Annotated in this window: 23 protein-coding genes; 8 read left to right on the top strand and 15 right to left on the bottom strand. The window is 72.5% G+C overall.

What is annotated here, in order from left to right:
* Window positions 1-138: 138 nt before the first annotated feature.
* Both AC5WRT_RS09775 and AC5WRT_RS09770 read right to left on the bottom strand, forming a co-directional pair.
* Window positions 139-750 (bottom strand): TetR/AcrR family transcriptional regulator, encoded by a 612-nt coding sequence (locus AC5WRT_RS09775; protein ID WP_496092565.1) that lies wholly within the window; start codon window positions 748-750, stop codon window positions 139-141.
* Between the two features lie 23 nt (window positions 751-773).
* Window positions 774-1,499 carry a VWA domain-containing protein gene (locus AC5WRT_RS09770; RefSeq protein WP_496100125.1) on the bottom strand — a complete coding sequence of 242 codons (726 nt, stop codon included), beginning with the start codon at window positions 1,497-1,499 and terminating at the stop codon, window positions 774-776.
* Window positions 1,500-1,618: 119 nt separating this feature from the next.
* Between AC5WRT_RS09770 and AC5WRT_RS09765 the strand changes: the two genes are divergently transcribed.
* On the top strand, window positions 1,619-2,296 hold the full coding sequence (locus AC5WRT_RS09765) for a hypothetical protein (RefSeq protein WP_496092563.1): 678 nt from the start codon (window positions 1,619-1,621) through the stop codon (window positions 2,294-2,296).
* A gap of 110 nt (window positions 2,297-2,406) precedes the next feature.
* Here the strand turns inward: AC5WRT_RS09765 and AC5WRT_RS09760 are convergent, their stop codons facing one another.
* From AC5WRT_RS09760 to AC5WRT_RS09750, 3 genes are all read right to left on the bottom strand, one after another.
* Entirely contained in the window at window positions 2,407-3,870 is a 1,464-nt protein-coding gene (locus tag AC5WRT_RS09760) for a glutamate synthase subunit beta (protein ID WP_496092562.1), read from the bottom strand.
* Window positions 3,863-8,461, bottom strand: coding sequence for a glutamate synthase large subunit (gltB, locus tag AC5WRT_RS09755; RefSeq protein WP_496092561.1), 4,599 nt, complete (start codon window positions 8,459-8,461; stop codon window positions 3,863-3,865). Before gltB ends, AC5WRT_RS09760 begins: the two co-directional genes overlap by 8 nt.
* 478 nt (window positions 8,462-8,939) lie before the next feature.
* Window positions 8,940-9,671: a VIT1/CCC1 transporter family protein gene (locus AC5WRT_RS09750; protein WP_496092560.1), complete on the bottom strand. Its 732-nt coding sequence runs from the start codon at window positions 9,669-9,671 to the stop codon at window positions 8,940-8,942.
* A 278-nt stretch (window positions 9,672-9,949) separates the two neighbouring features.
* Between AC5WRT_RS09750 and AC5WRT_RS09745 the strand changes: the two genes are divergently transcribed.
* From AC5WRT_RS09745 to AC5WRT_RS09715, 7 genes are read left to right on the top strand one after another with little or no spacing between them, the layout of a single operon-like run.
* Window positions 9,950-11,419, top strand: coding sequence for an ADP-ribosylglycohydrolase family protein (locus tag AC5WRT_RS09745; RefSeq protein ID WP_496092559.1), 1,470 nt, complete (start codon window positions 9,950-9,952; stop codon window positions 11,417-11,419).
* Entirely contained in the window at window positions 11,416-12,534 is a 1,119-nt protein-coding gene (locus AC5WRT_RS09740; protein ID WP_496092558.1) for an ADP-ribosylglycohydrolase family protein, read from the top strand. Before AC5WRT_RS09745 ends, AC5WRT_RS09740 begins: the two co-directional genes overlap by 4 nt.
* Before the next feature lie 7 nt (window positions 12,535-12,541).
* Complete coding sequence (locus AC5WRT_RS09735; protein WP_496092557.1) at window positions 12,542-13,744, top strand: ADP-ribosylglycohydrolase family protein; 1,203 nt, start codon at window positions 12,542-12,544, stop codon at window positions 13,742-13,744.
* On the top strand, window positions 13,732-15,111 hold the full coding sequence (locus AC5WRT_RS09730; protein ID WP_496100124.1) for an ADP-ribosylglycohydrolase family protein: 1,380 nt from the start codon (window positions 13,732-13,734) through the stop codon (window positions 15,109-15,111). Before AC5WRT_RS09735 ends, AC5WRT_RS09730 begins: the two co-directional genes overlap by 13 nt.
* Window positions 15,108-16,001 carry a ribokinase gene (gene rbsK, locus AC5WRT_RS09725; protein ID WP_496092555.1) on the top strand — a complete coding sequence of 298 codons (894 nt, stop codon included), beginning with the start codon at window positions 15,108-15,110 and terminating at the stop codon, window positions 15,999-16,001. Before AC5WRT_RS09730 ends, rbsK begins: the two co-directional genes overlap by 4 nt.
* Window positions 15,998-17,194: a CaiB/BaiF CoA transferase family protein gene (locus tag AC5WRT_RS09720; RefSeq protein ID WP_496092554.1), complete on the top strand. Its 1,197-nt coding sequence runs from the start codon at window positions 15,998-16,000 to the stop codon at window positions 17,192-17,194. The genes rbsK and AC5WRT_RS09720 overlap by 4 nt, the downstream gene beginning before the upstream one ends.
* On the top strand, window positions 17,191-18,003 hold the full coding sequence (locus AC5WRT_RS09715) for an HpcH/HpaI aldolase/citrate lyase family protein (protein WP_496092553.1): 813 nt from the start codon (window positions 17,191-17,193) through the stop codon (window positions 18,001-18,003). Before AC5WRT_RS09720 ends, AC5WRT_RS09715 begins: the two co-directional genes overlap by 4 nt.
* 177 nt (window positions 18,004-18,180) lie before the next feature.
* On the opposite strand, the gene lgt is transcribed toward AC5WRT_RS09715, so the two are convergent.
* The 10 genes from lgt to AC5WRT_RS09665 form a co-directional block, all read right to left on the bottom strand.
* Window positions 18,181-19,116 (bottom strand): prolipoprotein diacylglyceryl transferase, encoded by a 936-nt coding sequence (gene lgt, locus AC5WRT_RS09710; RefSeq protein WP_496092552.1) that lies wholly within the window; start codon window positions 19,114-19,116, stop codon window positions 18,181-18,183.
* Between the two features lie 100 nt (window positions 19,117-19,216).
* Window positions 19,217-19,993, bottom strand: coding sequence for a DsbA family protein (locus AC5WRT_RS09705; protein ID WP_496092551.1), 777 nt, complete (start codon window positions 19,991-19,993; stop codon window positions 19,217-19,219).
* Between the two features lie 111 nt (window positions 19,994-20,104).
* Entirely contained in the window at window positions 20,105-20,923 is an 819-nt protein-coding gene (trpA, locus tag AC5WRT_RS09700) for a tryptophan synthase subunit alpha (protein ID WP_496092550.1), read from the bottom strand.
* The gene (gene trpB / locus AC5WRT_RS09695) at window positions 20,920-22,203 is read right to left on the bottom strand and encodes a tryptophan synthase subunit beta (RefSeq protein ID WP_496092549.1); all 1,284 of its coding nucleotides are present in this window, start codon (window positions 22,201-22,203) and stop codon (window positions 20,920-20,922) included. Before trpB ends, trpA begins: the two co-directional genes overlap by 4 nt.
* A 67-nt stretch (window positions 22,204-22,270) precedes the next feature.
* Window positions 22,271-22,504: a tryptophan biosynthesis modulator TrpM gene (trpM, locus tag AC5WRT_RS09690; protein WP_496092548.1), complete on the bottom strand. Its 234-nt coding sequence runs from the start codon at window positions 22,502-22,504 to the stop codon at window positions 22,271-22,273.
* Between the two features lie 20 nt (window positions 22,505-22,524).
* Window positions 22,525-23,334, bottom strand: coding sequence for an indole-3-glycerol phosphate synthase TrpC (gene trpC, locus AC5WRT_RS09685; protein WP_496092547.1), 810 nt, complete (start codon window positions 23,332-23,334; stop codon window positions 22,525-22,527).
* A gap of 133 nt (window positions 23,335-23,467) precedes the next feature.
* Complete coding sequence (locus AC5WRT_RS09680; protein WP_496092654.1) at window positions 23,468-23,908, bottom strand: DUF2752 domain-containing protein; 441 nt, start codon at window positions 23,906-23,908, stop codon at window positions 23,468-23,470.
* Between the two features lie 140 nt (window positions 23,909-24,048).
* Window positions 24,049-24,309, bottom strand: a complete 261-nt coding sequence (locus tag AC5WRT_RS09675) for an HGxxPAAW family protein (protein ID WP_496092546.1) — start codon at window positions 24,307-24,309, stop codon at window positions 24,049-24,051.
* A gap of 171 nt (window positions 24,310-24,480) precedes the next feature.
* Window positions 24,481-25,119 carry a TIGR02234 family membrane protein gene (locus AC5WRT_RS09670; protein ID WP_496092545.1) on the bottom strand — a complete coding sequence of 213 codons (639 nt, stop codon included), beginning with the start codon at window positions 25,117-25,119 and terminating at the stop codon, window positions 24,481-24,483.
* Window positions 25,120-25,171: 52 nt separating this feature from the next.
* Window positions 25,172-26,668, bottom strand: coding sequence for an anthranilate synthase component I (locus AC5WRT_RS09665; protein WP_496092544.1), 1,497 nt, complete (start codon window positions 26,666-26,668; stop codon window positions 25,172-25,174).
* Window positions 26,669-26,671: the final 3 nt, after the last annotated feature.

Below are 26,671 nucleotides of genomic sequence, written 5' to 3'. Positions count from 1 at the left end.
CTGTCTGGGGGGCGTGGGAGGTGCCCCCGCTCGCCGCACCGACCGGAAGGCCGAGTAGGTCCCGTACGAGGGCTTCGGCACGCCGACAGCACGCACCGGACGCCGCTCCTTGACGGGCAGACGTCGCCTGCCGGAGCGCTAGGCACGTACGGCGATGCCGTCCAGCAGCATCGACAGGTACTGGCGGGCGATCTCCTCGGGGCCGTGCCCGCCGCCGGGCCGGTACCAGGAGGCGGCGACCCACACGGTGTCGCGCACGAACCGGTAGGTGAGGCGCACGTCCAGGTCGGTGCGGAAGACGTGCTCGGCGACCCCGCGCTCCAGCGTGCCGAGCCATGCCTTCTCGAACCGCTGCTGCGACTCGGCGAGGAACGCGAACCGTTCCTGGGCGGCGAGTTGCCGGCTCTCCTTCTGGTAGATCGCGACCGCGGCGCGATGCCGGTCGATCTCCCGGAAGGACTCCGTGACCAGCGCCTCCAGCGTCTCGCGCGGCCCGAGTCCGGAGGCGAGGACGGTGTCGTAGCCCTCCCACAGCTCGTCGAGGAAGGTCCGCAGGATCTCCTCCAGCATCGACTCCTTGGAGTCGAAGTGGTAGTACAGGCTGCCCGCGAGCATCCCGGCGTGGTCGGCGATCCTGCGGACCGTGGTGGCGTTGTAGCCGTGTTCGGCGAACACCTCGGCGGCGATACCGAGGAGTTCACCGCGCCGGGCCGCCGCCGCGGTCGCCTGGGACTTGTTCTTGGTCGGCACGGCACCATTGTTTCAAACGGGCGTTAGGGAATCCGTACGACGCCCGCGGAGCGTGCGGCGGCCAGCCAGCGCGGGAACTCGCCGACGAGCCGGTCGTAGAGGACGCTGTCGGAGACGCGCCGCGGGTCCCGGCCGACATGGAAGAAACCGGCGTTGTCCACGATCCGCCGGTCCGGCACAGCCAGTTCGTCCAGCTTCCGCAGGAACTCGAACTGGCGGCTGTCCGGGTCACCGAAGCCGACGAACTGCCAGAACAACGGGAGCTCGGCCGCCTTGCACAGATAGCGTTCGGCGGCGAGCCTGTTGAGCGGTCCGCCGTCGGTCTGGAAGACGACCAGGGCGGGGTCGGCGGCGCCGCTGTCCAGGTAGTGGTCGATGACGGCGTCCATCGCCGCGTGGTAGCTCGTCCTGCCCATGTGCCTGAGCCCGGCCACGATCCGGTCGACAGCGCCCTGGTGGCTGTCGAGGGCGATCTCGGTCACCGCGTCGACGTCCGTGGAGAAGAACACCACCGGCACCCGGCCGTCGTCGTCCAGATGGGCGGACAGGCCCAGCACCCGGTCGGCGAGCGCCTGCACGCTGCCGTCCTGGTAGTACGGCCTCATCGAGCCCGAGTGGTCGACCACGAGATAGACGGCCGCGCGCAGTCCGTCCAGACCGTGCTTCGTGAGCGACACCCCGGCCGACCGGTAGGCGCCGACGAGCGCGGGCGCGGTCTCCTCCACCTTGCGCAGACTGATCGCGGCCATGGCTCCCCTCGGTTTTCCGGGCAGCTTATGTGATCGACGACCTCCCCCGTCGGCACAGCCCGAAGGGGCACCGGAAAACCAGATGTCCGGCCCGGTGAGCCGACCGTACGCTTCCGGCCATGTCCGAGCAGCCGTGGTTCGTCATCGAGCCCGAAGACGACGAAGAGTTCGAGTTCACCGACCAGGAGCGGGCGTTCGCGGCCGCCCTGCGCGAGCGCACCGCCGGCTGGGCCGAGGCCGGCGTCGGTGGGGAACTCCTGCGGACGGACGCGTGGGACTCGCTGGTGGCCCACCTGTCCTTCGGCGATCCGGGGGCACCGCTGCATCTGATCGACGTCGGCGTGCACTTCTACGGGAACCGGGTCCGCGGCGACCGCCTGCACAACCAGCTCTTCACCCTGACCGACCGCCCCTCGAGCTGGGCCCTGGAGGCCACCGGGACCGTCGAGGAGCTGGCCGACCGGTCGGCGCGGTGGTTCCGGTCGGTGCTGGACAAACCCGTCGTGCTGTACGTCTGGCTGAACGACGACCGGTACGCCTACGCGGCGCGCTTCGCCTACGCCGACGAGGACCGGACCATCAGCCAGCTGTACCGCAAGGACCTGGCTCCGGTGGGGCAGACGGAGGAGCTGATCGCGGCGGGGCAGGTGCACGGACGGGGCTGGATCCGGACCGCCGGGCTGCCCACGCCCACGCTGTACCAGCACATCCGCGGCGACCTGGCCCGGGCCGCCCTGCCGCCCGGGGTGCCGGCCGTCACCGAGCGCGGGCCCCTCGCCGGCGTCTGGTACGAGTGACGCCCTGCGCCGAAGAGGCGACGACGCCTGCCCAGGCGTCCGGTCGGGGACAGTCGGGCAGGCGTCGTCCGTGTTCCGTACGCCGTTGTACGGGACGTCTGTTGGTGCCGTCAGACCGCCAGGGCGCGGTCGGTCGGGCGGATCGGGGCGGGCAGGTCGCTGGCACCGGTCAGGAATCGGTCGACGCCGCGGGCGGCCGAGCGGCCCTCCGCGATCGCCCAGACGATGAGGGACTGGCCGCGACCGGCGTCACCGGCGACGAACACACCCGGCACGTTGGTCTGGAAGTCGGCGTCGCGGGCGATGTTACCGCGTTCGTCGAGCTCCAGGCCGAACTGCTCCACCAGGCCGTTCTCCCGGTCGGTGCCGGTGAAGCCCATGGCCAGGGTGACCAGCTGGGCCGGGATCTTGCGCTCGGTGTCCGGCTTCGGGGTCAGCTTGCCGTCGATGACCTCCACCTCGGTCAGGTGCAGCCACTGGACGTTGCCGTCCTCGTCGCCCTCGAAGTGGGTGGTGGAGGCGGAGTAGATCCGCTCGCCGCCCTCCTCGTGGGCCGAGGTGACCTTGTAGAGGATCGGGAAGGTCGGCCAGGGCTGGCTGACCGGGTTCCGCTCCTCGCCCGGGCGGGGCATGATCTCCAGCTGGGTGACGGAGGCCGCGCCCTGCCGGTGGGCGGTGCCCACGCAGTCCGCGCCGGTGTCGCCGCCGCCGATGACGACGACGTGCTTGCCCTCGGCCGAGATCGGCGAGGTGACGTAGTCGCCCTCCTGCACCTTGTTGGCCAGGGGCAGGTACTCCATCGCCTGGTGGATGCCCTTCAGCTCCCGCCCGGGGACGGGGAGATCACGGGCCATGGTGGCACCGGCGGCGATCACGACGGCGTCGTACCGCTTCTTCAGATCCGTCGCCTTGAGGTCGCGGCCGATCTCGACGCCGGTGCGGAAGCGGGTGCCCTCCGCGCGCATCTGCTCGATACGGCGGTTGATGTGCCGCTTCTCCATCTTGAACTCGGGGATGCCGTATCGCAGGAGGCCTCCGATGCGGTCCGCACGCTCGTAGACGGCGACCGTGTGGCCTGCCCGGGTCAGCTGCTGGGCCGCGGCGAGACCAGCCGGGCCCGAGCCGATCACCGCGACCGTCTTGCCGGACAGGCGCTCCGGGATCTGCGGGACGACGTCACCCGTCTCCCACGCCTTGTCGATGATCGAGACCTCGACGTTCTTGATGGTGACCGGCGGCTGGTTGATGCCGAGCACGCACGCCGACTCGCAGGGGGCCGGGCAGAGGCGACCGGTGAACTCCGGGAAGTTGTTGGTCGCGTGCAGGCGCTCCTGGGCCGCGGTCCAGTCCTCGCGGTAGGCGTAGTCGTTCCACTCGGGGATCAGGTTCCCCAGCGGACAGCCGTTGTGGCAGAACGGGATGCCGCAGTCCATGCACCGGCTGGCCTGCTTGCTGATGATCGGCAGCAGGGAACCGGGGACGTAGACCTCGCTCCAGTCCTTGACGCGCTCGGCGACGGGACGGGTCTTGGCGACCTCGCGGCCGTGGTTCAGGAAGCCCTTGGGGTCAGCCATTGATCGCCGCCTCCATCATCTTCTCGTGGGTCTCGTTCTCGGAGAGACCGGCCCGCTCGGCGGCGTCCTTGGCGGCGAGCACTGCCTGGTAGGTGCTGGGGGTGATCTTGCTGAACCGCTCAGCGGCCGCGTCCCAGTCGGCGAGCAGCTTCCCGGCGACCGTCGAGCCGGTCTCCTCGGCGTGGCGGCGCACCACGTCGTGCAGCCACTGCTTGTCGGCCTCGTCCAGCGCCCGGACCGACTCGACGTTGCCGGCGTTGACGTTGTCGCGGTCGAGGTCGATCACGTAGGCGACACCGCCGGACATGCCCGCCGCGAAGTTGCGGCCGGTCGGGCCGAGGACGACCGCGTGACCGCCGGTCATGTACTCGCAGCCGTGGTCGCCCACGCCCTCGGAGACGACCAGCGCGCCGGAGTTGCGGACGCAGAACCGCTCACCGGTGCGGCCGCGCAGGAACAGCTCCCCGCGGGTGGCGCCGTAGCCGATGGTGTTGCCCGCGATGACCGAGTACTCGGCGAGGTGGTCGGCCGCGCGGTCCGGGCGGACGACGATCCGGCCGCCGGAGAGGCCCTTGCCGACGTAGTCGTTGGCGTCGCCCTCCAGGCGCAGCGTGATGCCGCGCGGCAGGAACGCACCGAAGGACTGGCCTGCGGAGCCGGTGAACGTGATGTCGATGGTGTCGTCGGGCAGGCCCGCGCCGCCGAACTTCTTCGTCACCTCGTGGCCGAGCATGGTGCCGACCGTGCGGTTGATGTTGCGGATGGCGACCTGGGCGCGCACCGGCTGGGCCTCGGTCGCGTCGTTCGCGGCAAGGGCGTCGGCGGCGAGCTTGATCAGCTCGTTGTCCAGCGCCTTCTCCAGGCCGTGGTCCTGTGCGACTACCTGGTGGCGCACCGCGCCCTCGGCCAGCTCCGGCACGTGGAACAGCGGCTCCAGGTCCAGGCCCTGCGCCTTCCAGTGGTCGACCGCGCGCTCGACGTCCAGCACCTCTGCGTGGCCGACGGCCTCCTCGATGGAGCGGAAGCCCAGCTCGGCCAGCAGCTCGCGGACCTCCTCGGCGATGAACCGGAAGAAGTTCACCACGTACTCGGCCTTGCCGGCGAAGCGGTCGCGCAGCACCGGGTTCTGGGTGGCGATGCCGACCGGGCAGGTGTCCAGGTGGCAGACGCGCATCATCACACAGCCGGAGACGACGAGCGGAGCGGTCGCGAAACCGAACTCCTCGGCGCCGAGCAGCGCGGCGATGACCACGTCACGGCCGGTCTTGAGCTGGCCGTCGGTCTGCACGACGATCCGGTCGCGCAGGCCGTTGAGCAGCAGGGTCTGCTGGGTCTCGGCGAGGCCCAGCTCCCAGGGGCCACCGGCGTGCTTCAGCGACGTCAGCGGGGAGGCACCCGTACCGCCGTCGTGACCGGAGATCAGGACGACGTCCGCGTGCGCCTTGGAGACACCCGCGGCGACGGTGCCGACGCCCACCTCGGAGACCAGCTTCACGTGGATCCGCGCCTGCGGGTTCGCGTTCTTCAGGTCGTGGATCAGCTGGGCCAGGTCCTCGATGGAGTAGATGTCGTGGTGCGGCGGCGGGGAGATGAGCCCCACGCCCGGCGTCGAGTGCCGGGTCTTCGCCACCCACGGGTACACCTTGTGGCCGGGCAGCTGGCCGCCCTCGCCGGGCTTGGCGCCCTGGGCCATCTTGATCTGGATGTCGTCCGCGTTGACCAGGTACTCCGAGGTCACGCCGAAGCGGCCCGAGGCAACCTGCTTGATCGCCGAGCGGCGCGCGGGGTCGTACAGGCGCTCCGGGTCCTCGCCGCCCTCACCGGTGTTGGACTTGCCGCCCAGCTGGTTCATGGCGATGGCGAGGGTCTCGTGCGCCTCCTTGGAGATGGAACCGTACGACATCGCGCCCGTGGAGAAGCGCTTGACGATCTCGGAGGCCGGCTCGACCTCCTCGATCGGGATCGGCCCCCGGCCGGACCTGAAGCCGAACAGGCCGCGCAGCGTCATCAGGCGCTCGGACTGCTCGTTCACGCGCGAGGTGTACTTCTTGAAGATGTCGTAGCGGCCCGAGCGCGTGGAGTGCTGCAGGCGGAAGACCGTCTCCGGGTCGAACAGGTGCGGCTCGCCCTCGCGGCGCCACTGGTACTCGCCGCCGATCTCCAGCGCGCGGTGCGCCGGGGCGATGCCGGAGGCCGGGTACGCCTTGGCGTGGCGGGCGGCGACCTCCCGGGCGATGACATCGACGCCGACGCCGCCGATCTTGGTGGCCGTACCGCTGAAGTACTTGGTGACGAACTCCTCGTCCAGACCGACGGCCTCGAAGACCTGGGCGCCGCGGTAGGAGGCGACGGTGGAGATGCCCATCTTCGACATGACCTTCAGCACGCCCTTGCCGAGGGCGTAGATCAGGTTCTTGATGGCCTTCTCCGGCTCGATGCCGTCGATGAAGGTGCCCGCGCGCAGCAGGTCCTCCACCGACTCCATCGCCAGGTACGGGTTGACGGCGGCGGCGCCGTAGCCGATCAGCAGGGCGACGTGGTGGACCTCGCGGACGTCGCCGGCCTCGACCAGCAGGCCCACCTGGGTGCGCTGCTTGGTGCGGATGAGGTGGTGGTGGACGGCCGCGGTGAGCAGCAGCGAGGGGATCGGCGCGTGCTCGGCGTCCGAGTGGCGGTCGGACAGGACGATCAGGCGGGCGCCGTTCTCGATGGCGGCGTCGGCCTCGGCGCAGATCTCCTCGATACGCGCGGCGAGGGCGTCACCGCCGCCGCTGACCCGGTACAGGCCGGAGAGGGTCGCGGCCTTGAAGCCGGGCATGTCACCGTCGGCGTTGATGTGGATGAGCTTGGCCAGCTCGTCGTTGTCGATCACCGGGAAGGGCAGGGTGACCGAGCGGCAGGAGGCTGCCGTCGGCTCCAGCAGATTGCCCTCCGGGCCCAGCGACGAGCGCAGGGAGGTGACCAGCTCCTCGCGGATCGCGTCCAGCGGCGGGTTGGTGACCTGCGCGAACAGCTGGGTGAAGTAGTCGAAGAGGAGGCGCGGGCGCTCGGACAGGGCCGCGATCGGCGAGTCCGTGCCCATGGAACCGATCGGCTCCGCGCCGGTGCGGGCCATCGGGGCGAGGATGACGCGCAGCTCCTCCTCGGTGTAGCCGAAGGTCTGCTGCCGGCGGGTGACCGAGGCGTGGGTGTGGACGATGTGCTCGCGCTCGGGCAGGTCGGAGAGCTCGATCTCACCGGCCTCCAGCCACTCGGCGTACGGCTTCTCGGCGGCGAGGCTCGCCTTGATCTCGTCGTCCTCGATGATGCGGTGCTCGGCGGTGTCGACGAGGAACATGCGGCCGGGCTGCAGACGGCCCTTGCGGACGACCTTGGCCGGGTCGATGTCGAGGACGCCGACCTCCGAGCCGAGGACGACCAGGCCGTCGTCGGTGACCCAGTAGCGGCCGGGGCGCAGGCCGTTGCGGTCGAGCACGGCGCCGACCTGGGTGCCGTCGGTGAAGCAGACACAGGCGGGGCCGTCCCAGGGCTCCATCATCGTGGAGTGGAAGCCGTAGAAGGCGCGTCGGGCCGGGTCCATGGAGTCGTGGTTCTCCCACGCCTCCGGGATCATCATCAGCACGGAGTGCGGCAGGGAGCGGCCGCCGAGGTGCAGCAGCTCCAGCACCTCGTCGAAGGAGGCGGAGTCGGAGGCGTCCGGGGTGCAGACCGGGAAGATCCGGTCCAGCTTCTCCTGCGGGCCGAACAGCTCGGAGGCCAGCTGCGACTCGCGGGCGCGCATCCAGTTGCGGTTGCCCTGGACGGTGTTGATCTCACCGTTGTGCGCGACGAAGCGGTAGGGGTGCGCCAGCGGCCACGACGGGAAGGTGTTCGTGGAGAACCGGGAGTGCACGAGCGCGATCGCGGAGGCGAAGCGGCGGTCGGACAGGTCCGGGAAGAAGGGCTCCAGCTGGCCGGTGGTCAGCATGCCCTTGTAGACGATGGTGCGCGCGGACAGCGACGGGAAGTACACGCCCACCTCGCGCTCGGCGCGCTTGCGCAGCACGAACGCCTTGCGGTCCAGCGCGATGCCCTCGTCGGCGGCTCCCCCGGCGACGAAGATCTGCCGGAAGGCCGGCATGGTGGAGCGGGCGGTGGCGCCGAGCAGCTCGGGCGCGACGGGGACCTCACGCCAGCCGAGGACGGTCAGCTCCTCCTCGGCCGCGATCGTCTCGATCTTCGAGACGGCGTCCTCGGTCGCCTCTGTGGGCAGGAAGGCGATACCGACGGCGTAGGAGCCGGCGGCGGGCAGGTCGAATCCGGCCACCTCGCGGAAGAAGGCGTCGGGCACCTGGGAGAGCAGACCGGCGCCGTCACCCGAGTCCGGCTCGGAGCCGGTGGCACCGCGGTGCTCCAGATTGCGCAGCACGGTGAGCGCCTGCTCGACCAGGGTGTGGGACGCCTCGCCGGTGAGGGTGGCGACGAAACCGACGCCACAGGCGTCGTGTTCGTTGCGGGGGTCGTACATACCCTGCGCAGCAGGGCGAGCATCCATGAACGACCAGTTCTGGCCGTTCGAGGAATGCTGGGACGGCTGGCGCGGCGTACGCATCGGCTCTCCCGTCGTCGTCATGAGGCATGTGGCAGGTGCCGAGGGACGACGTTGGCCCTCTGCGTGAGATCCCCGCGCACGAGGCGTGATCTCAAAATTTCGTGCAGGTTACATGATGGAGCGGTTCTCGGGAACCGGATACTCCGTTCCAACATGCGGACACCACGGGGGCCGTGGCAGAGGTGCCGCGGTGGCGGCGGTGACCGCGCGAGGGCGGTGCGTGCCGCGCGTGGCGGCCGGGGATGCCGCGCGGTGACGGCGAGGGTGTGAGGGGGACCGCACGGACGAGATCGGTCGGATCGGTGTCCGGCGGCCCGATGGGGGCGGGAGGAGCGTCTTCACCCATCCCACGAGGGTGCGACGGGCGTCGTTGCCCGCAGCGCTTACGGCTCATGCCCGGTGGTCACGCGGTCGAAACCCGCGAGTAACGGGACTTTGACGGCTACCTATGCGGCCCAACGCATAGGTACCGGTACAGCTATCCTACGGCCGTACCGAACAGGCTGCCCAGGGCGTACGTCACACCGGCCGCGGCACCGCCCAGCGCGAGCTGCCTGAGGCCGCTGTACCACCAGGTGCGCGCGGTCACCTTGGCCACCACGGCACCGCACCCGAAGAGCCCGGCGAGGGCCAGCAGCACGGCGGGCCAGAGCACGGTCGCACCGAGCAGGTACGGCAGCACGGGCAGCAGGGCGCCGAGGGCGAAGGAGCCGAAGGAGGACACGGCGGCGACCAGCGGCGAGGGCAGGTCCCCCGGGTCGATGCCCAGTTCCTCGCGGGCGTGGATCTCCAGGGCCTGCTCGGGGTCCTTGGACAGCTGCCGGGCGACCTGCCGGGCCAGCTCGGGTTCGACTCCGCGGGACACGTACAGTGCGGCGAGTTCGTCCTCCTCGTCCTGCGGGTGCTTGCGCAGCTCACGGCGCTCGACATCGAGCTCGGCCTCGACCAGCTCACGCTGGGAGGCGACGGAGGTGTACTCGCCGGCCGCCATCGAGAAGGCACCGGCCGCGAGCCCGGCGAGCCCGGTGATGACAATGGTCTGCTGGCTCACGGACCCGCCGGCCACACCGGTCATCAGGGCGAGATTGGAGACGAGACCGTCCATGGCACCGAAGACGGCCGGACGCAGCCAGCCGCCGTTGACATCGCGATGCGTGTGGTTGTCGCGGTGCGCCTCGTGGAGCGCGGCCTGCGTTTCTATGACGGCCATGCGGGCCCCCGGGATAGCTAAGCCAAAGCTAACTTTGGACGAGTTCTACTTTTCGACACTCCAGAACCTACGCTCATTCACTTTCCGCCGCCAGCAAGGAAAGGCTGGGCTAATCTGCACCTTTACCCGACTTTGCTCATCCGTGCGCGATCTTGCTCAGATGCCAAGTGGGTGACGCGGGCCCGGTGGAGGCTCGTGCGGCGGCGGTGCGTGGCACACATCCGCAAAGCGTCTTCGTGGCCCCGCCGATTCCGTGGCCCCGCCGAAGGAGGCCGCCCATGGCATCGATCGTCCGCACTCCCCCGGCCCCGGCGCCCGACGACGCCGCCGGGCTCCGGGACAGGGCCCGCGGCGCGCTGCTCGGTCTCGCGGTCGGAGACGCGCTGGGGGCACCCGCGGAAAACCTCAGGCCGTCCGAGATCCGCGCTCGCTGGGGCCGGATCACCGGGTACGTGACCGACAGCCCCTGCGGCACGGACGACACCGAGTACGCGATCCTCTCCGGTCTGCTGCTGGCCCGGCACGGCTCGGCGCTGACCGCGAAGCATGTGGAGGCGGCCTGGCACGAATGGATCGCCGACCGTGCCGAGGGCCCCTTCCGGGGCGCGGGCTTCAGCGAACGCGGCACGCTGGAGAACCTGCGCCGCGGCCTGGCCGCCCCCGTCTCGGCCCAGCACCGGCACGCCTGGAGCGACGGCCTGGCGATGCGGGCGGCGCCCTTCGGCGTCTTCGCGGCCGGCCGCCCCGCCGAAGCGGCCCGCCTGGTGGCGATCGACGGCTCCATCAGCCACGAGGGCGAGGGCGTCTACGGCGGTCAGGCAGTCGCCGCAGGGGTGGCCACGGCGATGACCGGCGCCCCGGTCCCGGTGGTCATCGCCTCCGCGCTGGCGGTGATCCCCGAGGACTCCTGGACGGCCCGCTCCCTGCGCCGCGCGGTGGCCGTGTCCCACCGCGGCGAACGCGCGCTCCGCTCCACCGTCGTCATCGGCGGCTACCCCTGGACCGACCTGGCCCCCGAGGCGGTCGCCCTCGCCTTCGGCGCGTACGCGGCGGCCGACGGCGACTTCAGGGAGGCGGTGCTGACGGCCGTCAACATGGGCCGCGACGCCGATACGACGGCGGCGGTGGCCGGCGCCCTCGCCGGAGCGGCCCAGGGGACGGCCGCGATTCCGGCCGCGTGGGCGGCGGCGATCGGCCCGGTCCGCGGCCGCTGTCTGCCGTCCATGGCGGGCCGCCACGTCCTGGACGTGGCGGAACTGCTGGTACCGGTCGAGGGCAGGAAGCGGGGGGCGGGAACGGTACTGCCGGAGGGGACGGGGACCGTCCTGCCGGGTGGCCGGCCGGAAGGCGGTGGGGCAGCGCTGCCGGACGGGGCGCGGGCCGATGTCTCGAGGGTGAGCGCGACAACGGTCGGCCCGACGGTGGGCGCGGGGGTGACGCCGGCGCAGGCAGCGGCCCGTCCGGACGACACCGCCACACCGTGCCCGGTGCCCACGGCCCCGCTCCGGCCGCCGGACCCCGAGCCGACCGCGTCCCGGCCGGCCCAGCCGCACCCCGTCCACGGCCCGGCCGGACCACCCCCACCCCTCACCACCACCTCCGAACCGGCCGAGCCACCCCCGCCCCTCACCGCCGTTTCCGAGCCGGTCGAGTCCGGGCCGCGCGGGGGCGGGTGGCGAAGCAGGAGGCGCAGTCCGCTGGTTGGGGCGGGGAACTCCGGGCACCCGGACGGCGAGGGGCAGTCATGACAGCGCGCCGTATCGAAGGGCTCCTGCTCGGCCTCGCCGCGGGCGATGCCGCCGGCTGGCCGGCCGCGCGGCACCGGGCCGCCCGCATGCCCGAGTGGACCCGGCGTCTCACCCGCGAGCTGGACACCTTCGCCGAGCGGAACGCCACCACGACCCTCCCGGTGCCGATCGCGCTCAACCAGCCCCCCGATCCGCTCCGTCTCGGCCCCTCGGACGACGCCGAGTGGGCGGCCTTCGCCGCGGAGGCGGTGCTGCGGGCCGGCGCCGACGACGTCCTCGGTGACCTCAGTCGGGAGCGCCGTACCCGCGCCGCCATCGACCTCACCTGGACCGCCGTGGCCGCGGAGGTCGCCGCCACCGCGGACCGCGCGCCCGAGGCCGAGTCCGCCGCCCTCCCCCTGCGCGCCCGCATCTCCGTCCGGGCCGGCCTCGGCAACCTCGCCACCGGGCTGCGGCCGCCCGCCACCGGCCACGACAACCCGCACTACTTCGACGACGCCGCCTGCGTCCGCGCCTGCGTCCTCGCCGTCGCCCACCCCGGCGACCCCGAACACGCCGCCGCGCTCGCCGAGTTCGACGCCCGCTACACCCAGGACGGCGACGGCGTGCACGGCGCCCGCGCCATGGCGGCCGCCCTCTCGCTCGCCCTCACCGGCACCGGCCCGCACACCTGCGTGGCCGCCGCGCTCGCCGAGCTTCCGGCCGGCACGGAGATCCGCCGCAACGCCCGCCACGCGCTGGCCCTCGCCGAGGACGGCGCGTCCGCCTTCGCCCTCGTGCCACTCCTGGAGCACCAGATCGTCGATCACGTCTACAGCTACGGCATCGCCGCGGCCGAGACCGTCCCGGTCGCCCTCGCCCTGGCCACCGCGGCCGGCGGCCGCATCGGCGAGGCCGTCCCCGCCGCCGCCTGTCTGTCCCGGGTCGCCGACTCCGCCCCGGCGCTCGCGGGCGCCCTCACCGGTGCCATCGGCGGCGGCGCGGCGATCCCCGAGACCTGGCGGGACGCCTGCCGCACCCTCTCCGGTTGCGTCCTCCCCCGCCTCACCGGCACCGACCTGGTGGAACTCGCCGGGCTCCTGGAAGCCGCACAACCGGCCCATCCGGGAGGATGATTCGGGCATGACGCCCAAAGCCTCCAAAGAAACCGAAGAGCAGGAAAGCGGTCCACCCTCCCCGGTCGGCCTCGACGACCGGATCACCGGCGCCCTCGTCGGGGCCGCCGTCGGCGACGCCCTCGGCGGACCCCTCGAGGGGTACTCCCCCGACCAGATCACCGAGCGCCACGGCGGCCGCGTCCACGGCATCGTCGGCCCCTGGCACGGCGACGCCTGGCGCACCGCCCGCCCCCTCGCGCCGTACCACAAGGGCGACGGCCACGTCACCGACGACACCCTGATGACCCACGCCCTGATCCGGGTGTACGCGCGCGTCCGCGACCACCTCGACGCGTACGCCGTCGCCGACCACCTGGTGCCGGACCTGATGACCAACCCGCGCTGGATCCCGGAGCTGGAGACCGAGACCCTGCCGCTGCACCGCCTCTTCCTCGCCGAGAAGTGGCTCGTGGCCCGGATCGCCCACGGCCACGCCGACCCACGGGAGGCCGGCGTCGGCAACATCGTCAACTGCGGCGCGGCGATGTACATGGCCCCCGTCGGGCTGGTCAACGCGGCCGACCCGGCCGCCGCCTACGCCGAGGCGCTGGACATCGCCGGTGCGCACCAGTCGTCGTACGGCCGTGAGGCGGCCGGTGTCCTCGCCGCGGCCGTCGCCGCCGCCATGGCACCGGGCGCGACCCCGGGCTCGGTCGTCACCGCCTGCCTGTCCCTGGCGAAGGACGGCACGCGCGAGGCGATCGAGAAGGTCTGCGAAGTCGCCGTAAGACACGGGGACTTCGAGTCGGCGCTGCGGCCGCTGCGCGCGGCAGTCGCCCCGTACGACACCGTCGGCCCCGACTACCGCGCGCCCTCCCTGGCTGCCCGCCGCCCCTCCCGTCTCCACGCGATCGAGGAACTGCCCATCGCGCTGGGCATGCTGCTGGTCTCCGGCGGCGACTACCGTGACGCCGTGCTCGGCGCGGTCAACTACGGCCGCGACTGCGACTCGATCGCCACGATGGCCGGTGCGCTCGCCGGCGCCCTGGGCTCGCCGGTCCCGGAGGACTGGGCGAAGACGGTGGCGGAGGCCAGCCGGCTGGATCTGTGGGAGCCGGCCCGCACGCTCGCCGAGGTCACACGGGAGATCTTCCGGCGGGACGTACGGCGGCGGCGCGCGCACGAGCGGGCGTTCGCGGACCTCGGAGGCACCGCATGCTCCGACTGACCTGGGTCCAGCCGGAGGACCTGCTCGGCCACGAGATCCGCCAGGCTCGCCTGGACGGGCGCGAGCCGTCACGGGTCGAGGCGAGATGGCGGGCGGCGGGCGGCCCGGACGCACCGCCCCGCGCGGGCGCGTCCCCGCACGGGGTGTCCCGCTACCTGCGGCTGCTCGCGGAGGACCTGCTGGAAGAGCTCACCGACCTCCCCAGCGCCTTGTCGCAGGACGAGCCGACGGACCTGGCCGGCATCAAATCTCTGTGCGCGCACTGGCCGTCGCCGCCGGGAGCAGGCGGCCGGGCCCCCGCTCCGGCCGCCCTCGAAGCCGCCTGGCTGGGCCGGGCCATCGGCTGTCTCCTCGGCAAACCCGTCGAAAAGCTCCCCCTCGACGGCATCCGCGCCCTCGCCCGTGCCACCGGCAACTGGCCCCTCACCACGTACTTCACCGCACGCGGCGTCCCCGAGGACCTCCTCGCCCGGTACCCCTGGAACCGCCGCTCGGCCCGCACCTCCCTCGCCGAGAACATCGACGGCATGCCTTCGGACGACGACCTCGACTACCCCCTGCTCAATCTGCTGCTCCTCCGGCGCCACGGAAGGACGTTCACCACCACCGACGTCGCCCGGCTCTGGCTGGAGGAACTGCCGCCCGGCCACACCTTCACCGCCGAGCGCATCGCCTACCGCAACCTGCTCAGCGGCATCGAGCCCCCGTACACCGCCCGCCACCGCAACCCCTTCCGCGAGTGGATCGGCGCCCTGATCCGCGCCGACGTGCACGGCTGGACCAACCCCGGCGACCCGGCCGCCGCGGCGGAGCAGGCACACCGGGACGCAGTCCTCACCCACACCGCCAACGGCGTCTACGCGGCGATGTTCACCGCCGCCGTCATCGCCTCGGCCGCCACCGGCGACCAGGACGTCCACGCCTGCCTGCGCGCCGGCCGTACGGTGGTCCCACCCCACTCCCGGCTCGCGCGGGCGGTCGACCACGCCGTCCGGCTGGCCACGGCCCACGAGGACTTCGACGAGGTCGTGGACGCGCTGCACGCCCGCTACTCCCCCACCCACCACTGGGTCCACGCCATCCCCAACACCGCCCTGCTCGCCGCCGCCCTCACCCACGCCGACGGAGACTTCACCGGCTCCGTCTGCCGTGCCGTGGCGGGCGGTTGGGACACGGACTCGACCGGCGCCACGGCCGGAAGCGTCGCCGGACTGCTCGCGGGCGATCCCGCCGCCCTCCCGGAGCGCTGGCGTGCCCCGCTGAAGAACCGGCTCGCCACCACCGTCGCCGACTTCGACGGCACCGGCTTCGACACCCTCGCCCACCTCACCCGCCAGGCAGCCCACTGGGAGGCGATCCGCCCATGACCCACATCGTCGTCCTCGGCAGTACCAACATGGATCTCGTCACCTATGTCGCCAAGGCACCGCAGCGCGGTGAGACGGTGACGGGACGCGAGTTCCGCACGATCCCCGGCGGCAAGGGTGCCAACCAGGCGATCGCCGCGGCCCGGGCCGGCGCCACCGTCTCGATGATCGGCGCGGTCGGCAACGACGCCTTCGGCCTGCGGCTGCGCGACACCCTCGAACACTCCGGTGTGGACACCGACTTCCTGCGTACGGTCGAGGGCCCGTCCGGCACCGCGCACATCGTGGTGGACGACGAGGGCGCCAACTCGATCGTGGTCATCCCCGGCGCGAACGGCACCGTCGACCATCTCTCCCCCGGTGACGAGGGTGTGATCGCCTCCGCCGACGCCCTGCTGCTCCAGTTGGAGATCCCGCTGCGCGCCGTCGTCCTCGGAGCTCAGGCCGCTCGCCGGCACGGGGTCCGTACGGTGCTCACCCCGTCCCCCGCACAGCCGCTGCCCCCCGAACTCCTCGCCGCGACCGATCTGTTGGTGCCCAACGAGTACGAGGCGGTCACCCTCACCGGCCGCACCGACCCGCGCGAGGCCGCCGCCGACCTGCTGGAGCTGGTGCCGGAGGTCGCCGTCACCCTGGGCGCCACCGGCTGCCTGTATCTGGCACGGCGCACCGAGCCGCTGGTGGTCCCCGCGCCGCGGGTGACGGCCGTCGACTCCACGGGCGCCGGGGACACCTTCGTCGGCGCGCTCGCGGTGGCCCTGGCGGAGGAGAAGCCGGTGCGGGAGGCACTTTCCTGGGCCGCGGCCGCCGCGGCGATCTCCGTCCAGCGGGCGGGGGCGTCGGCGTCGATGCCGTACCGCCCGGAGATCGACGCCCTGTGCACCGCATGAGCACGGCGACCCCGCCGCTGTCCGGTGTGCGGGTACTGGACCTGGCGACGCTGTTCGCGGGCCCGCTCGCCGCCACCCTGCTCGGCGACTTCGGCGCCGATGTGATCAAGGTCGAGCATCCCCGCCGGCCCGACCCCTCGCGTGGGCACGGCCCGGCCAAACACGGCGTCGGCCTGTGGTGGAAGGTGCTGGGCCGCAACAAGCGGACCATCACCCTCGACCTGTCCACGCGCGGCGGCCGGGCCGTCCTGCTCCGGCTCGCCGCCACCGCCGACGTGGTGGTCGAGAACTTCCGCCCGGGGACCCTGGAGAAGTGGGCGCTGGGCTGGCAGGAACTGTCGGCCGTCAATCCCCGGCTGGTCCTCGCCCGGGTGACGGCCTTCGGCCAGTTCGGCCCGTACGCGCACCGGCCTGGGTTCGGCACCCTCGCCGAGGCTCTGAGCGGTTTCGCCGCGATCACCGGTGAACCGGACGCACCGCCCACGCTGCCGCCCTTCGGGCTCGCGGACTCCGTCGCCGGCCTGGCGACCGCCTGCGCCGTCCTCACCGCGCTGGCCGCGCGGGAGCGCACCGGCGCCGGACAGGTCGTCGACATGGCGATCATCGAGCCGATCCTGTCGGTCCTCGGCCCGCAGCTCACCTGGTACGACCAGCTCGGTCACGTCCAGGAGCGCACCGGCAACCGTTCCGCGAACAACGCCCCGCGCAACACCTACCGCACCTGCGACGGCCACTGGGTCGCCGTATCCACCTCCGCGCAGTCGGTCGCGGAGCGGGTGATGCGGCTGGTGGGCCGTCCGGAGCTGGCCGAGCAGCCGTGGTTCGCCACCGGCGCGGACCGGGCCGTCCACGCCGACGAACTGGACGAGGCGGTCGGCTCGTGGATCGCCGACCGCACCCGCGCCGAGGTGCTCGCGGCCTTCGAGAAGGCGGAGGCGGCGGTGGCCCCGGTCCAGGACGTGCGGGACGTGCTGGCCGATCCGCAGTACCAGGCCCTGAACACGGTCACCACCGTCGACGACCCGGAACTGGGCCCGCTGCGCATGCAGAACGTCCTCTTCCGGCTCTCCGCGACGCCCGGAGCGATCCGCTGGGCAGGCCGCCCGCACGGCGCCGACACCGAGGCGGTCCTCACCGAGGTGGGTCTCTCCCCGGCCGAGCTGCACACCCTGCGCGAGGAGGGCGCCCTGTGACGCCGCACCCGCTCACCTGGCTCTACGTCCCCGGTGACCGCCCGCCCGTGGTGGCCAAGGCGCTGGCCGCGGGCGCCGACGTGGTGGTGATCGACCTGGAGGACGCGGTCGCCCCGGACCGCAAGGAGTACGCCCGCGCCGCCACGGCCGAGCGCCTCTGCGGGCCCCAGCCGGTGCCGGTGCACGTCCGCGTCAACGCCCTGGACAGTCCCTGGGCGGCCGCCGACCTGGGCGCGCTGGTGCGGCTGCCGGGCCTGTCCGGCCTGCGGCTGCCGAATGTGACGGGCCCGGCCGAGATCCTGCGGGTCGCCGCCACCACCGGGGTGCCGCTGTACGCCCTGCTGGAGACGGCCCTCGGCATCGAGCACGCCTACGCCATCGCCACCGCGCACCCCGCCCTTCGGGGCGTCGCCCTGGGCGAGGCGGATCTCCGGGCCGACCTCGGCGTACGGGCCGACGCGGGCCTCGACTGGCCGCGCTCGCGGGTGGTCGTCGCGTCCCGTGCGGCCGGCCTCGCCCCGCCGCCGCAGTCGGTCCACCCGCACATCCGGGACCTCGACGGCCTCGCCGCCTCCTGCGCCCACGGCCGGGCCCTCGGTTTCCTGGGCCGCGCGGCGATCCATCCCCGCCAGCTCCCGGTGATCGAGCGGGCCTACCTGCCCACCCCGGCGGAGATCGAGCACGCCGAGACGATCCTCAAGGCAGCGGCGGCGCAACCGGGCGCCCAGGCCCTCCCGGACGGCCGCTTCGTCGATGCGGCGGTGGTGACGACGGCCCGGCGGACCCTGTCACTGGCCCACCGAAGGTGACCCTCGCCTCCGCGAAAGGCGGCGCAAGCGCGGCGCAAGGCGGTCTTTCTCGGCTCCGCCGCAGCGGCGATCACCACGACGGCCGTGACCGGCGGCGCCGACCGCATCGCCACCAGTCGCCCACGCATGCCGAGGGCGCCCGGAAGCTCCGGGCGCCCTCGGCGTCGTCCCACAGCGTCAGCTCTTCCTCGTCGCCGACTCGGTCTCGTCGGCCGCCTGCGCCGTCTCCACAGCCTCCGGTTCGGCCTGCTCCTCGGCCTCGGCGGGATCCGGCGCCCCACCGGTCGCCTCGGAAGCCACCCCGGGTTCCACCACGGCTTCCCTGCCCGGCCGCTTCTTCGACGACACCACGATGTACGCCACCGCCAGCAGGAACACGATCATCGCGGTCCAGTCGTTCAGGCGGAGGCCCAGGATGTGGTGCGCGTCGTCCACGCGCATGTACTCGATCCAGCCGCGGCCCACACAGTACGCGGCGACGTACAGGGCGAACGCCCGGCCGTGCCCCAGCGTGAAGCGGCGGTCGGCCCAGATCACCAGCAGGGCCACACCGACGCACCACAGGGACTCGTACAGGAAGGTCGGGTGGTAGTAGCCCGGCACCCGGCCGCCCTCGGAGGAGGTGATGTGCAGTGCCCAGGGGACATGCGTCTCACGGCCGTACAGTTCCTGGTTGAACCAGTTGCCCCAGCGGCCGATGGCCTGCGCGAGCGCGATGCCGGGGGCGACGGCGTCCGCGTACGCCGGCATCGGGATGCCCCGGCGGCGCGCAGCGATCCATGCGCCGAGCGCGCCGAGCGCGATCGCGCCCCAGATGCCCAGGCCGCCCTGCCACACCTTGAAGGCGTCCACCCAGTCACGCCCCGGGCTGAAGTACAGCTCGTAGTCCGTGATCACGTGGTACAGGCGGCCGCCGACCAGGCCGAACGGCACGGCCCAGACCGCGATGTCGGCGACCGTGCCGGACTGCCCGCCGCGGGCGACCCAGCGCTTGTTGCCGAGCCAGACGGCGACGAAGACGCCGATGATGATGCAGAAGGCGTAGGCGCGCAACGGGATGGGGCCGAGGTGGAGCACCGCGCGCGACGGGCTGGGAATGTAGGCAAGTTCCATGGCACTTCCGACGCTACCGCGCCGGGCCATGGTGACGGCAAGCAGCCCGGCTACGGGTGCATAACGGGAGCGTGTGAAAACCGGCCCCGGTACAAGATCCTTACCCGCGGTCGGCCGCCTCCACCATCTGCTTGAGCTTGGCCGGGGTCATGGTCTGGTTCTGGTAGATGTTCTTGCCGTTGAGCAGGACGGCGGGCGTACCGGTGAAGCCGCCGGCCTGGAAGGCCTTGTGCGACTTGTTCACCCAGCTGTCGTGGGTGCCGTCGTTGACGCACTTCTGGAAGGCGGGCGTGTTCAGGCCGCCGACCTTGCCGGCCAGCTCGATGAGTTTGTCGTTGCTGCTGAACGCGTCGTCGGACTCCTTGGGCTGGTTCGCGTACAGCACGTCGTGGTAGTCGCGGAACCTTCCGGCGTCCTGGGCGCAGGCCGCGGCGTTGGCCCCGCGCAGGGAGCCCGTGCCGCCGAGATTGCCGTCGATCAGCCGGACCAGGTGGTATTCGATTCTGAGCTTGCCTGAGTCGACCAGTTCGTGGAGCGTGGGGCGATAGGCGGTCTCGAAGGCCTGGCAGGCCGGGCAGCGGACGTCCTCCCAGACGGTGAGCGTGGACTTCGCGCCGTCCTTGCCGACCGGGATCGCGAGACTGTCCTTGCCCTGGGCGCCCGAGGGCGCCACGACCGGGCCCGCCTTCTCGCCGCCCTTGTTCTTGCCGGCGTTCGCGGCGACCACTCCGATCACCGCCGCGAGGCCCAGCACGCAGACGACGCTCGCTCCCACGATCAGCGTGCGCCGACGCTTCTCCGCTGCCTTCTGCTTCTCGCGCTCGACCGCCAGCCGCTCCCGGGCCACGCGCTTTCCCTCATGGTTCTTCTCGCTCACACCCCCAGAACGAACCGGGGAGGCGCAACGCGCCTCCCCGGTCCCAGGTCCACCCGTTCGAGTGACCGCGTGTTCTGACAGGGGTGTTCTGATAGGGAAAGTGACCTGCGGTTACGCCTGTCCGCGCACGCCCTTGGCCAGTTCCCCGGCCAGCTCGCGGACCGCCTCGACGCCGGCCGCGTGGTCGGGGGCGTCCAGCATCCGCTTCACGAAGGCCGAGCCGACGATCACGCCGTCGGCGAAGCCGGCGACCTCGGCGGCCTGGGACGCGTCGGACACGCCGAGGCCGACACAGACGGGCAGCTCCGTGCCGGTGGCGCGGGTGCGCTCGACCAGGTTCTGGGCCTGCGCGCCGACGGATTCCCGGGTGCCGGTGACGCCCATAAGCGAAGCCGCGTAGACGAAGCCGCTGCCCGCAGCGGTGATCCGGGCGAGCCGTTCGTCCCTGCTGCTCGGCGCCACGACGAAGACGGTCGCCAGACCGTGCTTCTCGGCGTGCTCCCGCCACAGCGCCGACTCCTGCACGGGCAGGTCGGGCAGGATGCAGCCCGCGCCGCCCGCCTCGGCCAGCTCGGCGGTGAACCGCTCGACACCGTAGCGGTCGATCGGGTTCCAGTACGTCATGACCAGCACCGGCCTGCCGGTCGCGTCGTAGGCCTCGCGGACCGTGCGCATGACGTCGGCGATCTTGACGCCGCCGCGCAGGGCGATGTCGTCGGCGGTCTGGATGACCGGGCCGTCGAGGACGGGGTCGCTGTGCGGCAGACCGACCTCCACGACGTCGGCCCCGCCGTCGAAGACGGCCTTGATCGCCTCGATGCCGCCGTCCACGGTCGGGAACCCGGCCGGGAGGTAGGCGATCAGCGCGGACCGGCCCTCGGCCTTCGCGGCCGCGAGGGTGTCCGTCAACAGCCGGATGTTCCCGCTCACTTGGCGTCCCCCTCGATCTCGGCGGCGTGGGCTTCGTCGGCGGCCACCTCGGCGTCGGTGTCGTAGAGGCCGAAGTAGCGGGCGGCGGTGTCCATGTCCTTGTCGCCGCGGCCGGACAGGTTGACGACGATCAGGCCGTCGCTGCCCAGCTCCCTGCCGACCTCCAGGGCGCCGGCGAGGGCGTGGGCGCTCTCGATGGCCGGGATGATGCCCTCGGTGCGGGACAGCAGGCGCAGCGCCTGCATGGCCGCGTCGTCGGTGATCGCGCGGTACTCCCCGCGCCCGGTGTCCTTGAGGTAGGAGTGCTCGGGGCCGATGCCGGGGTAGTCCAGACCGGCCGAGATGGAGTACGGCTCGGTGATCTGGCCCTCGTCGTCCTGCAGGACGTAGGAGCGGGAGCCGTGCAGGATGCCCGGCTCGCCCGCGGTCAGGGTGGCCGCGTGCTCACCGGTCTCGATGCCGTGCCCGGCGGGCTCGCAGCCGACGAGCCGTACGCCCTCGTCGGGGATGAAGGCGTGGAAGAGGCCGATGGCGTTGGAGCCGCCGCCGACGCAGGCGATCGCGGCGTCGGGCAGCCGGCCGGCGCGCTCCAGGAGCTGGCGGCGGGCCTCCACGCCGATCACGCGGTGGAAGTCGCGGACCATGGCCGGGAAGGGGTGCGGCCCGGCGACGGTCCCGAACAGGTAGTGGGTGTGGTCGACGTTGGCGACCCAGTCGCGGAACGCCTCGTTGATGGCGTCCTTCAGGGTGCGGCTGCCGGACTTCACGGCGACGACCTCTGCGCCGAGCATGCGCATGCGGGCCACGTTCAGGGCCTGGCGCTTGGTGTCGACCTCGCCCATGTAGATGGTGCAGTCGAGGCCGAACAGCGCGCAGGCGGTGGCGGTGGCGACGCCGTGCTGTCCGGCACCGGTCTCCGCGATCACGCGCGTCTTGCCCATCCGCCTGGTGAGCAGGGCCTGGCCGAGCACGTTGTTGATCTTGTGGGAGCCGGTGTGGTTGAGGTCCTCGCGCTTGAGGAACACGCGAGCGCCGCCGGCGTGTTCGGCGAAACGGGGGACCTCCGTGAGCGCCGACGGGCGGCCGGTGTAGTTGACCAGCAGGTCGTCGAGCTCTCGGGCGAACTCGGGGTCCTGCTTGGCCTTGTCGTACTCGACGGCGACCTCGTCCACGGCGGCGACGAGGGCCTCCGGGATGAACTTGCCGCCGAACGCGCCGAAATAGCCCTCGGCGCTGGGCACCTGACCGGTGGGGTCGGGGAAGAAGAAATCGCTGGGCATGCGAATACCTCACGGTGAGTGCGTAAAAGACACTGTGCGCCGTGGGGGCGGAGCTGGTCGGGCGGCCTCAGGCCGTGTGCGCCTGGTCGCGCCCGCGCGGCGACAGCCGCACAGCGGACAGAGCCCCGCGCCCCTGTGGGGCGCGCTGCCATCGGCGTCCGTTCACCTGCCCGGGTTCGTCACCGATGACGTATCGCACGCGACGGCCGTGGACACGCCTCGCCGGGGCGCGGCAGCCTCTCGGGCGGCAGCCGCGCGCCAGGCGCGCGTGCCGGTCCACGGTCGTCACGGTGAGAGTCATCGGGGTCAGCCTACCGGTGGTCAGCCACGCCCGTGCCGCAGCGCGGGGTGTTCGCCCGCGGCGACCAGGTCGGCGACCGCGGTCTTGGGGTCGCGGCCGGTGACCAGGGACTCGCCGACCAGGACCGCGTCGGCGCCGGCGTTGGCGTAGGCGATCAGGTCGTGCGGGCCGCGGACGCCGGACTCGGCCACCTTGACGAGGTGGTCGGGGATCTCCGGCGCGACCCGTTCGAACGTGCCGCGGTCGACCTCCAGCGTCTTCAGATTGCGCGCGTTGACGCCGATGACCTTGGCGCCCGCGTCCACGGCCCGCTCGACCTCGTCCTCGTCGTGCACCTCGACGAGCGGGGTCAGCCCGATCGACACCGCGCGCTCGATCAGCGACTCGAGGGCCGGCTGGTCCAGGGCGGCCACGATCAGCAGCGCGAGGTCGGCGCCGTACGCGCGGGCCTCCCACAGCTGGTACGACGTGACGATGAAGTCCTTGCGCAGGACCGGGATGTCCACGCGCGAGCGGACGGCCTCCAGGTCGGCCAGCGAGCCGCCGAAGCGGCGCTGTTCGGTGAGGACGGAGATGACGGCCGCGCCACCCGCCTCGTAGTCCGCGGCGAGTCCGGCCGGGTCGGCGATCGCCGCCAGCGCGCCCTTGGAGGGGCTCGAGCGCTTGACCTCACAGATCACCTTGACGCCGTCGCCCTTGAGCGCGGCCACCCCGTCCTTGGCGGCGGGGGCCTTGGCCGCGCGCTCCTTGAGCTCGTCGAGGCTGACGCGTGCCTGCCGCTCCGCGAGGTCGGCACGGACGCCGTCGATGATCTCGTCGAGCACACTCACGCGAGCGGCCCCCTTTCAGACGGTGGTTCCTTCGGGGTGGGAAACCCGTGGTCTCTGCGATGGTATCCGGAGGTCTGCCCAGCCCCCGCATCCGGTGGACGCCGGTCCCACCACCTGGACGTTCCATTGATGATCAAGGATGCAACCAGCCACCGGACGGCAGGTTCCGGACGACCGTGAACACCAGCAGCAGCACGCCGATCGCCCACATGTGCGCCGGCCGCGGATCCAGCCGGACCGGCAGGCCACGGACCGCGCGGACCACCCATACGGTCCACAGCACGGCGAAGCCCAGGTAGGCGGCCACACCCAGCGCGTTGTCCCGCAGGGCGGCGAGCAGGTCGCCGTGCACGAAGGCGTGGGCACTGCGCAGTCCGCCGCAGCCCGGGCAGTACAGGCCGGTGAGCCGGTACAGAGGGCAGACGGGGTAGTGACCCGGCTCGCTCGGGTCGACGGCCCCGACGTACGCGAAGGCGCCGGCGACGGCTGCGAGCATCCCCGCGGGGACGGCGAGCCGCTGCCACACGGTGGCTTGCGGGGCCGTGAACGCGACCGTGGACGGGGCCGGGCGGATGTCGGGGTTCACCACAGCATTGTCTCCCCCGATCCGGCGCCCCGCGCGCCGGTGCGCGTACTCGGGCCGGGACACGACGAGGGGCGGCCCGCACCCTCTCCCGGGTGCCGGGCCGCCCCTCGGTGGAGCGGTGGGCGCGCTCAGCTCTCCACGCCGGCCGGCTCGCGGGTCGCGGCGGGGGCGCCGACGACCTTGAGCGGCTTGGGGTTCTGGCCGAGGCCCATGGCGCGCATGATGCCGCCGACCACCGCGCCGCCGAGGATGAGCACCATGCCGGCCCAGAAACCGACCGGCTGGGCCATCACCATGAAGGCGCCCGCGACGCAGAAACCGATGAAGGAAATGATGACACCGGTCCAGGCGGCCGGGGTGTGACCGTGGCCGTGGCTGCTGCCCGCCATGTCTGTGCTCCTCGTTGCTGTGTTCGTGTCCCAGGGGAGCGTCGTACGTGTCGTACGGCTCCGAGCCCGTCCGTCACTGTCCGAGCCGGACGCTCGCCGTCCATTGTCCCGTACGCGCGCGTGCGCCGGACGCGGGGGTGGCGTCTGGTTCGCCACATCCGGGCGGGAGGGTCAGGTTCCGGTGGGGTCCTCGCCCCGGTCCAGGGCCTTCCAGAGTTCCTCGGGGCGCTCCGGGTCGACGGGACGGACGGTGCGGCGCGGGCGGTCGGTGCCGCGCTCGTAGCGGCCGGACATCGCCGGCCAGCGGTTGCCGAAGCGCAGTGCCAGCAGGCCGGCCACCAGGATGAGCGCGCCTCCGACGGACGCGACGTAGGGCCAGCCGGTGTGGGTGAGCGCGGCGACGGCGGCGGAGGCGTCGCCGCTCGCCTGAGCCGCCTTCGCGTCCAGCGCGGAGCTGTCGGAGGCGGCCACGAGGGCGGCGGCCACGATGCCGGCGCCGGACAGGGCGAGCAGCCCGGCGACGAGGAGCCGGCCGACCCTGCGGACGGCGAAGACGGCGACGAGCGCGGCGAGGCCCACTATCGCGAGGGCCGCCGGGACGCCCGTGACGTCGCTGCCCTTGGCGGTCAGCGGGAAGGTGCCGCCGGCCACCGTCGCGGTGCCCTCCGCCCAGGGCTGCCGGGTCGCGAGCAGCGCCACGGCCGCGCCGAGCGCACCGCACAGGAGGGCCACGGCGAGGCTCCGGCGGCCGGACCGGGCGGGGCCGACGGCTTCGGTACGGGGGTGAGGTACAGCAGTCACGTAGTCCACTATCGCCTGAACCCCCGGCGAACCGTCACCCGGGGTTCGTGTGACGGGCGTCCTACCGGCGAGAAGGGCCCTGCCTGCCGAGCCGGTTGGCCGTGTGGACCGCACGGAGTACCGCCGCCGCCTTGTTCCGGCACTCCTGGTCCTCGGCGACCGGATCGGAGTCGGCGACGATGCCGGCGCCCGCCTGGACGTACGCCGTGCCCTCGCGCAGCAGGGCGGTACGGATGGCGATGGCCGTGTCGGAGTCGCCCGCGAAGTCCAGATAGCCGACGCAGCCGCCGTACAGCCCGCGCCGGGACGGCTCCAGTTCGTCGATGATCTGCATCGCGCGGGGCTTGGGGGCGCCGGACAGGGTGCCCGCCGGGAAGCAGGCGGTGAGGACGTCGAAGGCGGTGCGGCCCTCGGCGACCTTGCCGGTGACGGTCGAGACGATGTGCATCACGTGCGAGTAGCGCTCGATCGACATGAAGTCGACGACCTCGACCGAGCCGGGCTCGCAGACCCGCCCCAGGTCGTTGCGGCCGAGGTCCACCAGCATCAGGTGCTCGGCGCGCTCCTTGGGGTCGGCCATCAGCTCCTCCGCGAGGGCCTGGTCCTCCTGCGGGGTGGTGCCGCGGGGCCGGGTGCCGGCGATGGGGTGGACCATGGCCCGCCCGTCCTCGACCTTCACCAGGGCCTCGGGGGACGAGCCGACGACGTCGAAGCCGTCGAAGCGGAACAGGTACATGTACGGCGACGGGTTCGTGGCCCGCAGCACCCGGTAGACGTCCAGGGCGCTCGCCGTGCACGGGGTCTCGAAGCGCTGGGAGGGCACGACCTGGAAGGCCTCGCCGGCGCGGATGCGCTCCTTGATGTCCTCGACGGCCAGCTGGAAGTCGGGGCCGCCCCACAGCGCGGTGTACCCGGGCAGTTCGGAGGGCGGCAGCGCGGCCGGGGGCTGGGCGACCGCGCGGGTGAGGTCGGCCTCCATGGCGTCGAGCCGGGCGACGGCGTCGGCGTAGGCCTCGTCGACACCGGTGTCGAGGTCGTTGTGGTTGATCGCGTTGGCGATCAGCAGGACCGAGCCCTCCCAGTGGTCCATGACGGCGAGGTCGCTGGACAGGAGCATGGTCAGCTCGGGCAGCCGCAGGTCGTCGCGCTCGCCGGGGCCGATCTTCTCCAGGCGGCGGACGATGTCGTAGCCCAGGTAGCCGACCATGCCGCCGGTGAAGGGCGGCAGGCCGTCCTGGCGCGGGGTGTGCAGGGCCTGGATGGTGGCGCGCAGGGCCTTCAGCGGGTCGCCGTCCACGGGCACGCCGACCGGCGGGGTGCCGAGCCAGTGGGCCTTTCCGTCGCGCTCCGTCAGGGTCCCGGCGGAACGGACGCCGACGAAGGAGTACCGGGACCAGGAGCGGCCGTTCTCCGCGGACTCCAGCAGGAAGGTGCCGGGGCGTTCGGCGGCCAGCTTGCGGTAGAGCGCGACCGGGGTGTCGCCGTCGGCGAGGAGCTTGCGCGTGACGGGGATGACGCGCCGGTCGGTGGCGAGCTTGCGGAAGGTCTCGAGGTCCATGGC

The organism is Streptomyces sp. NTD91 (assembly GCF_059510455.1).
Note: the sequence above shows the minus strand (reverse complement) of the source record. Positions and strands in the feature narration are given on the sequence as shown.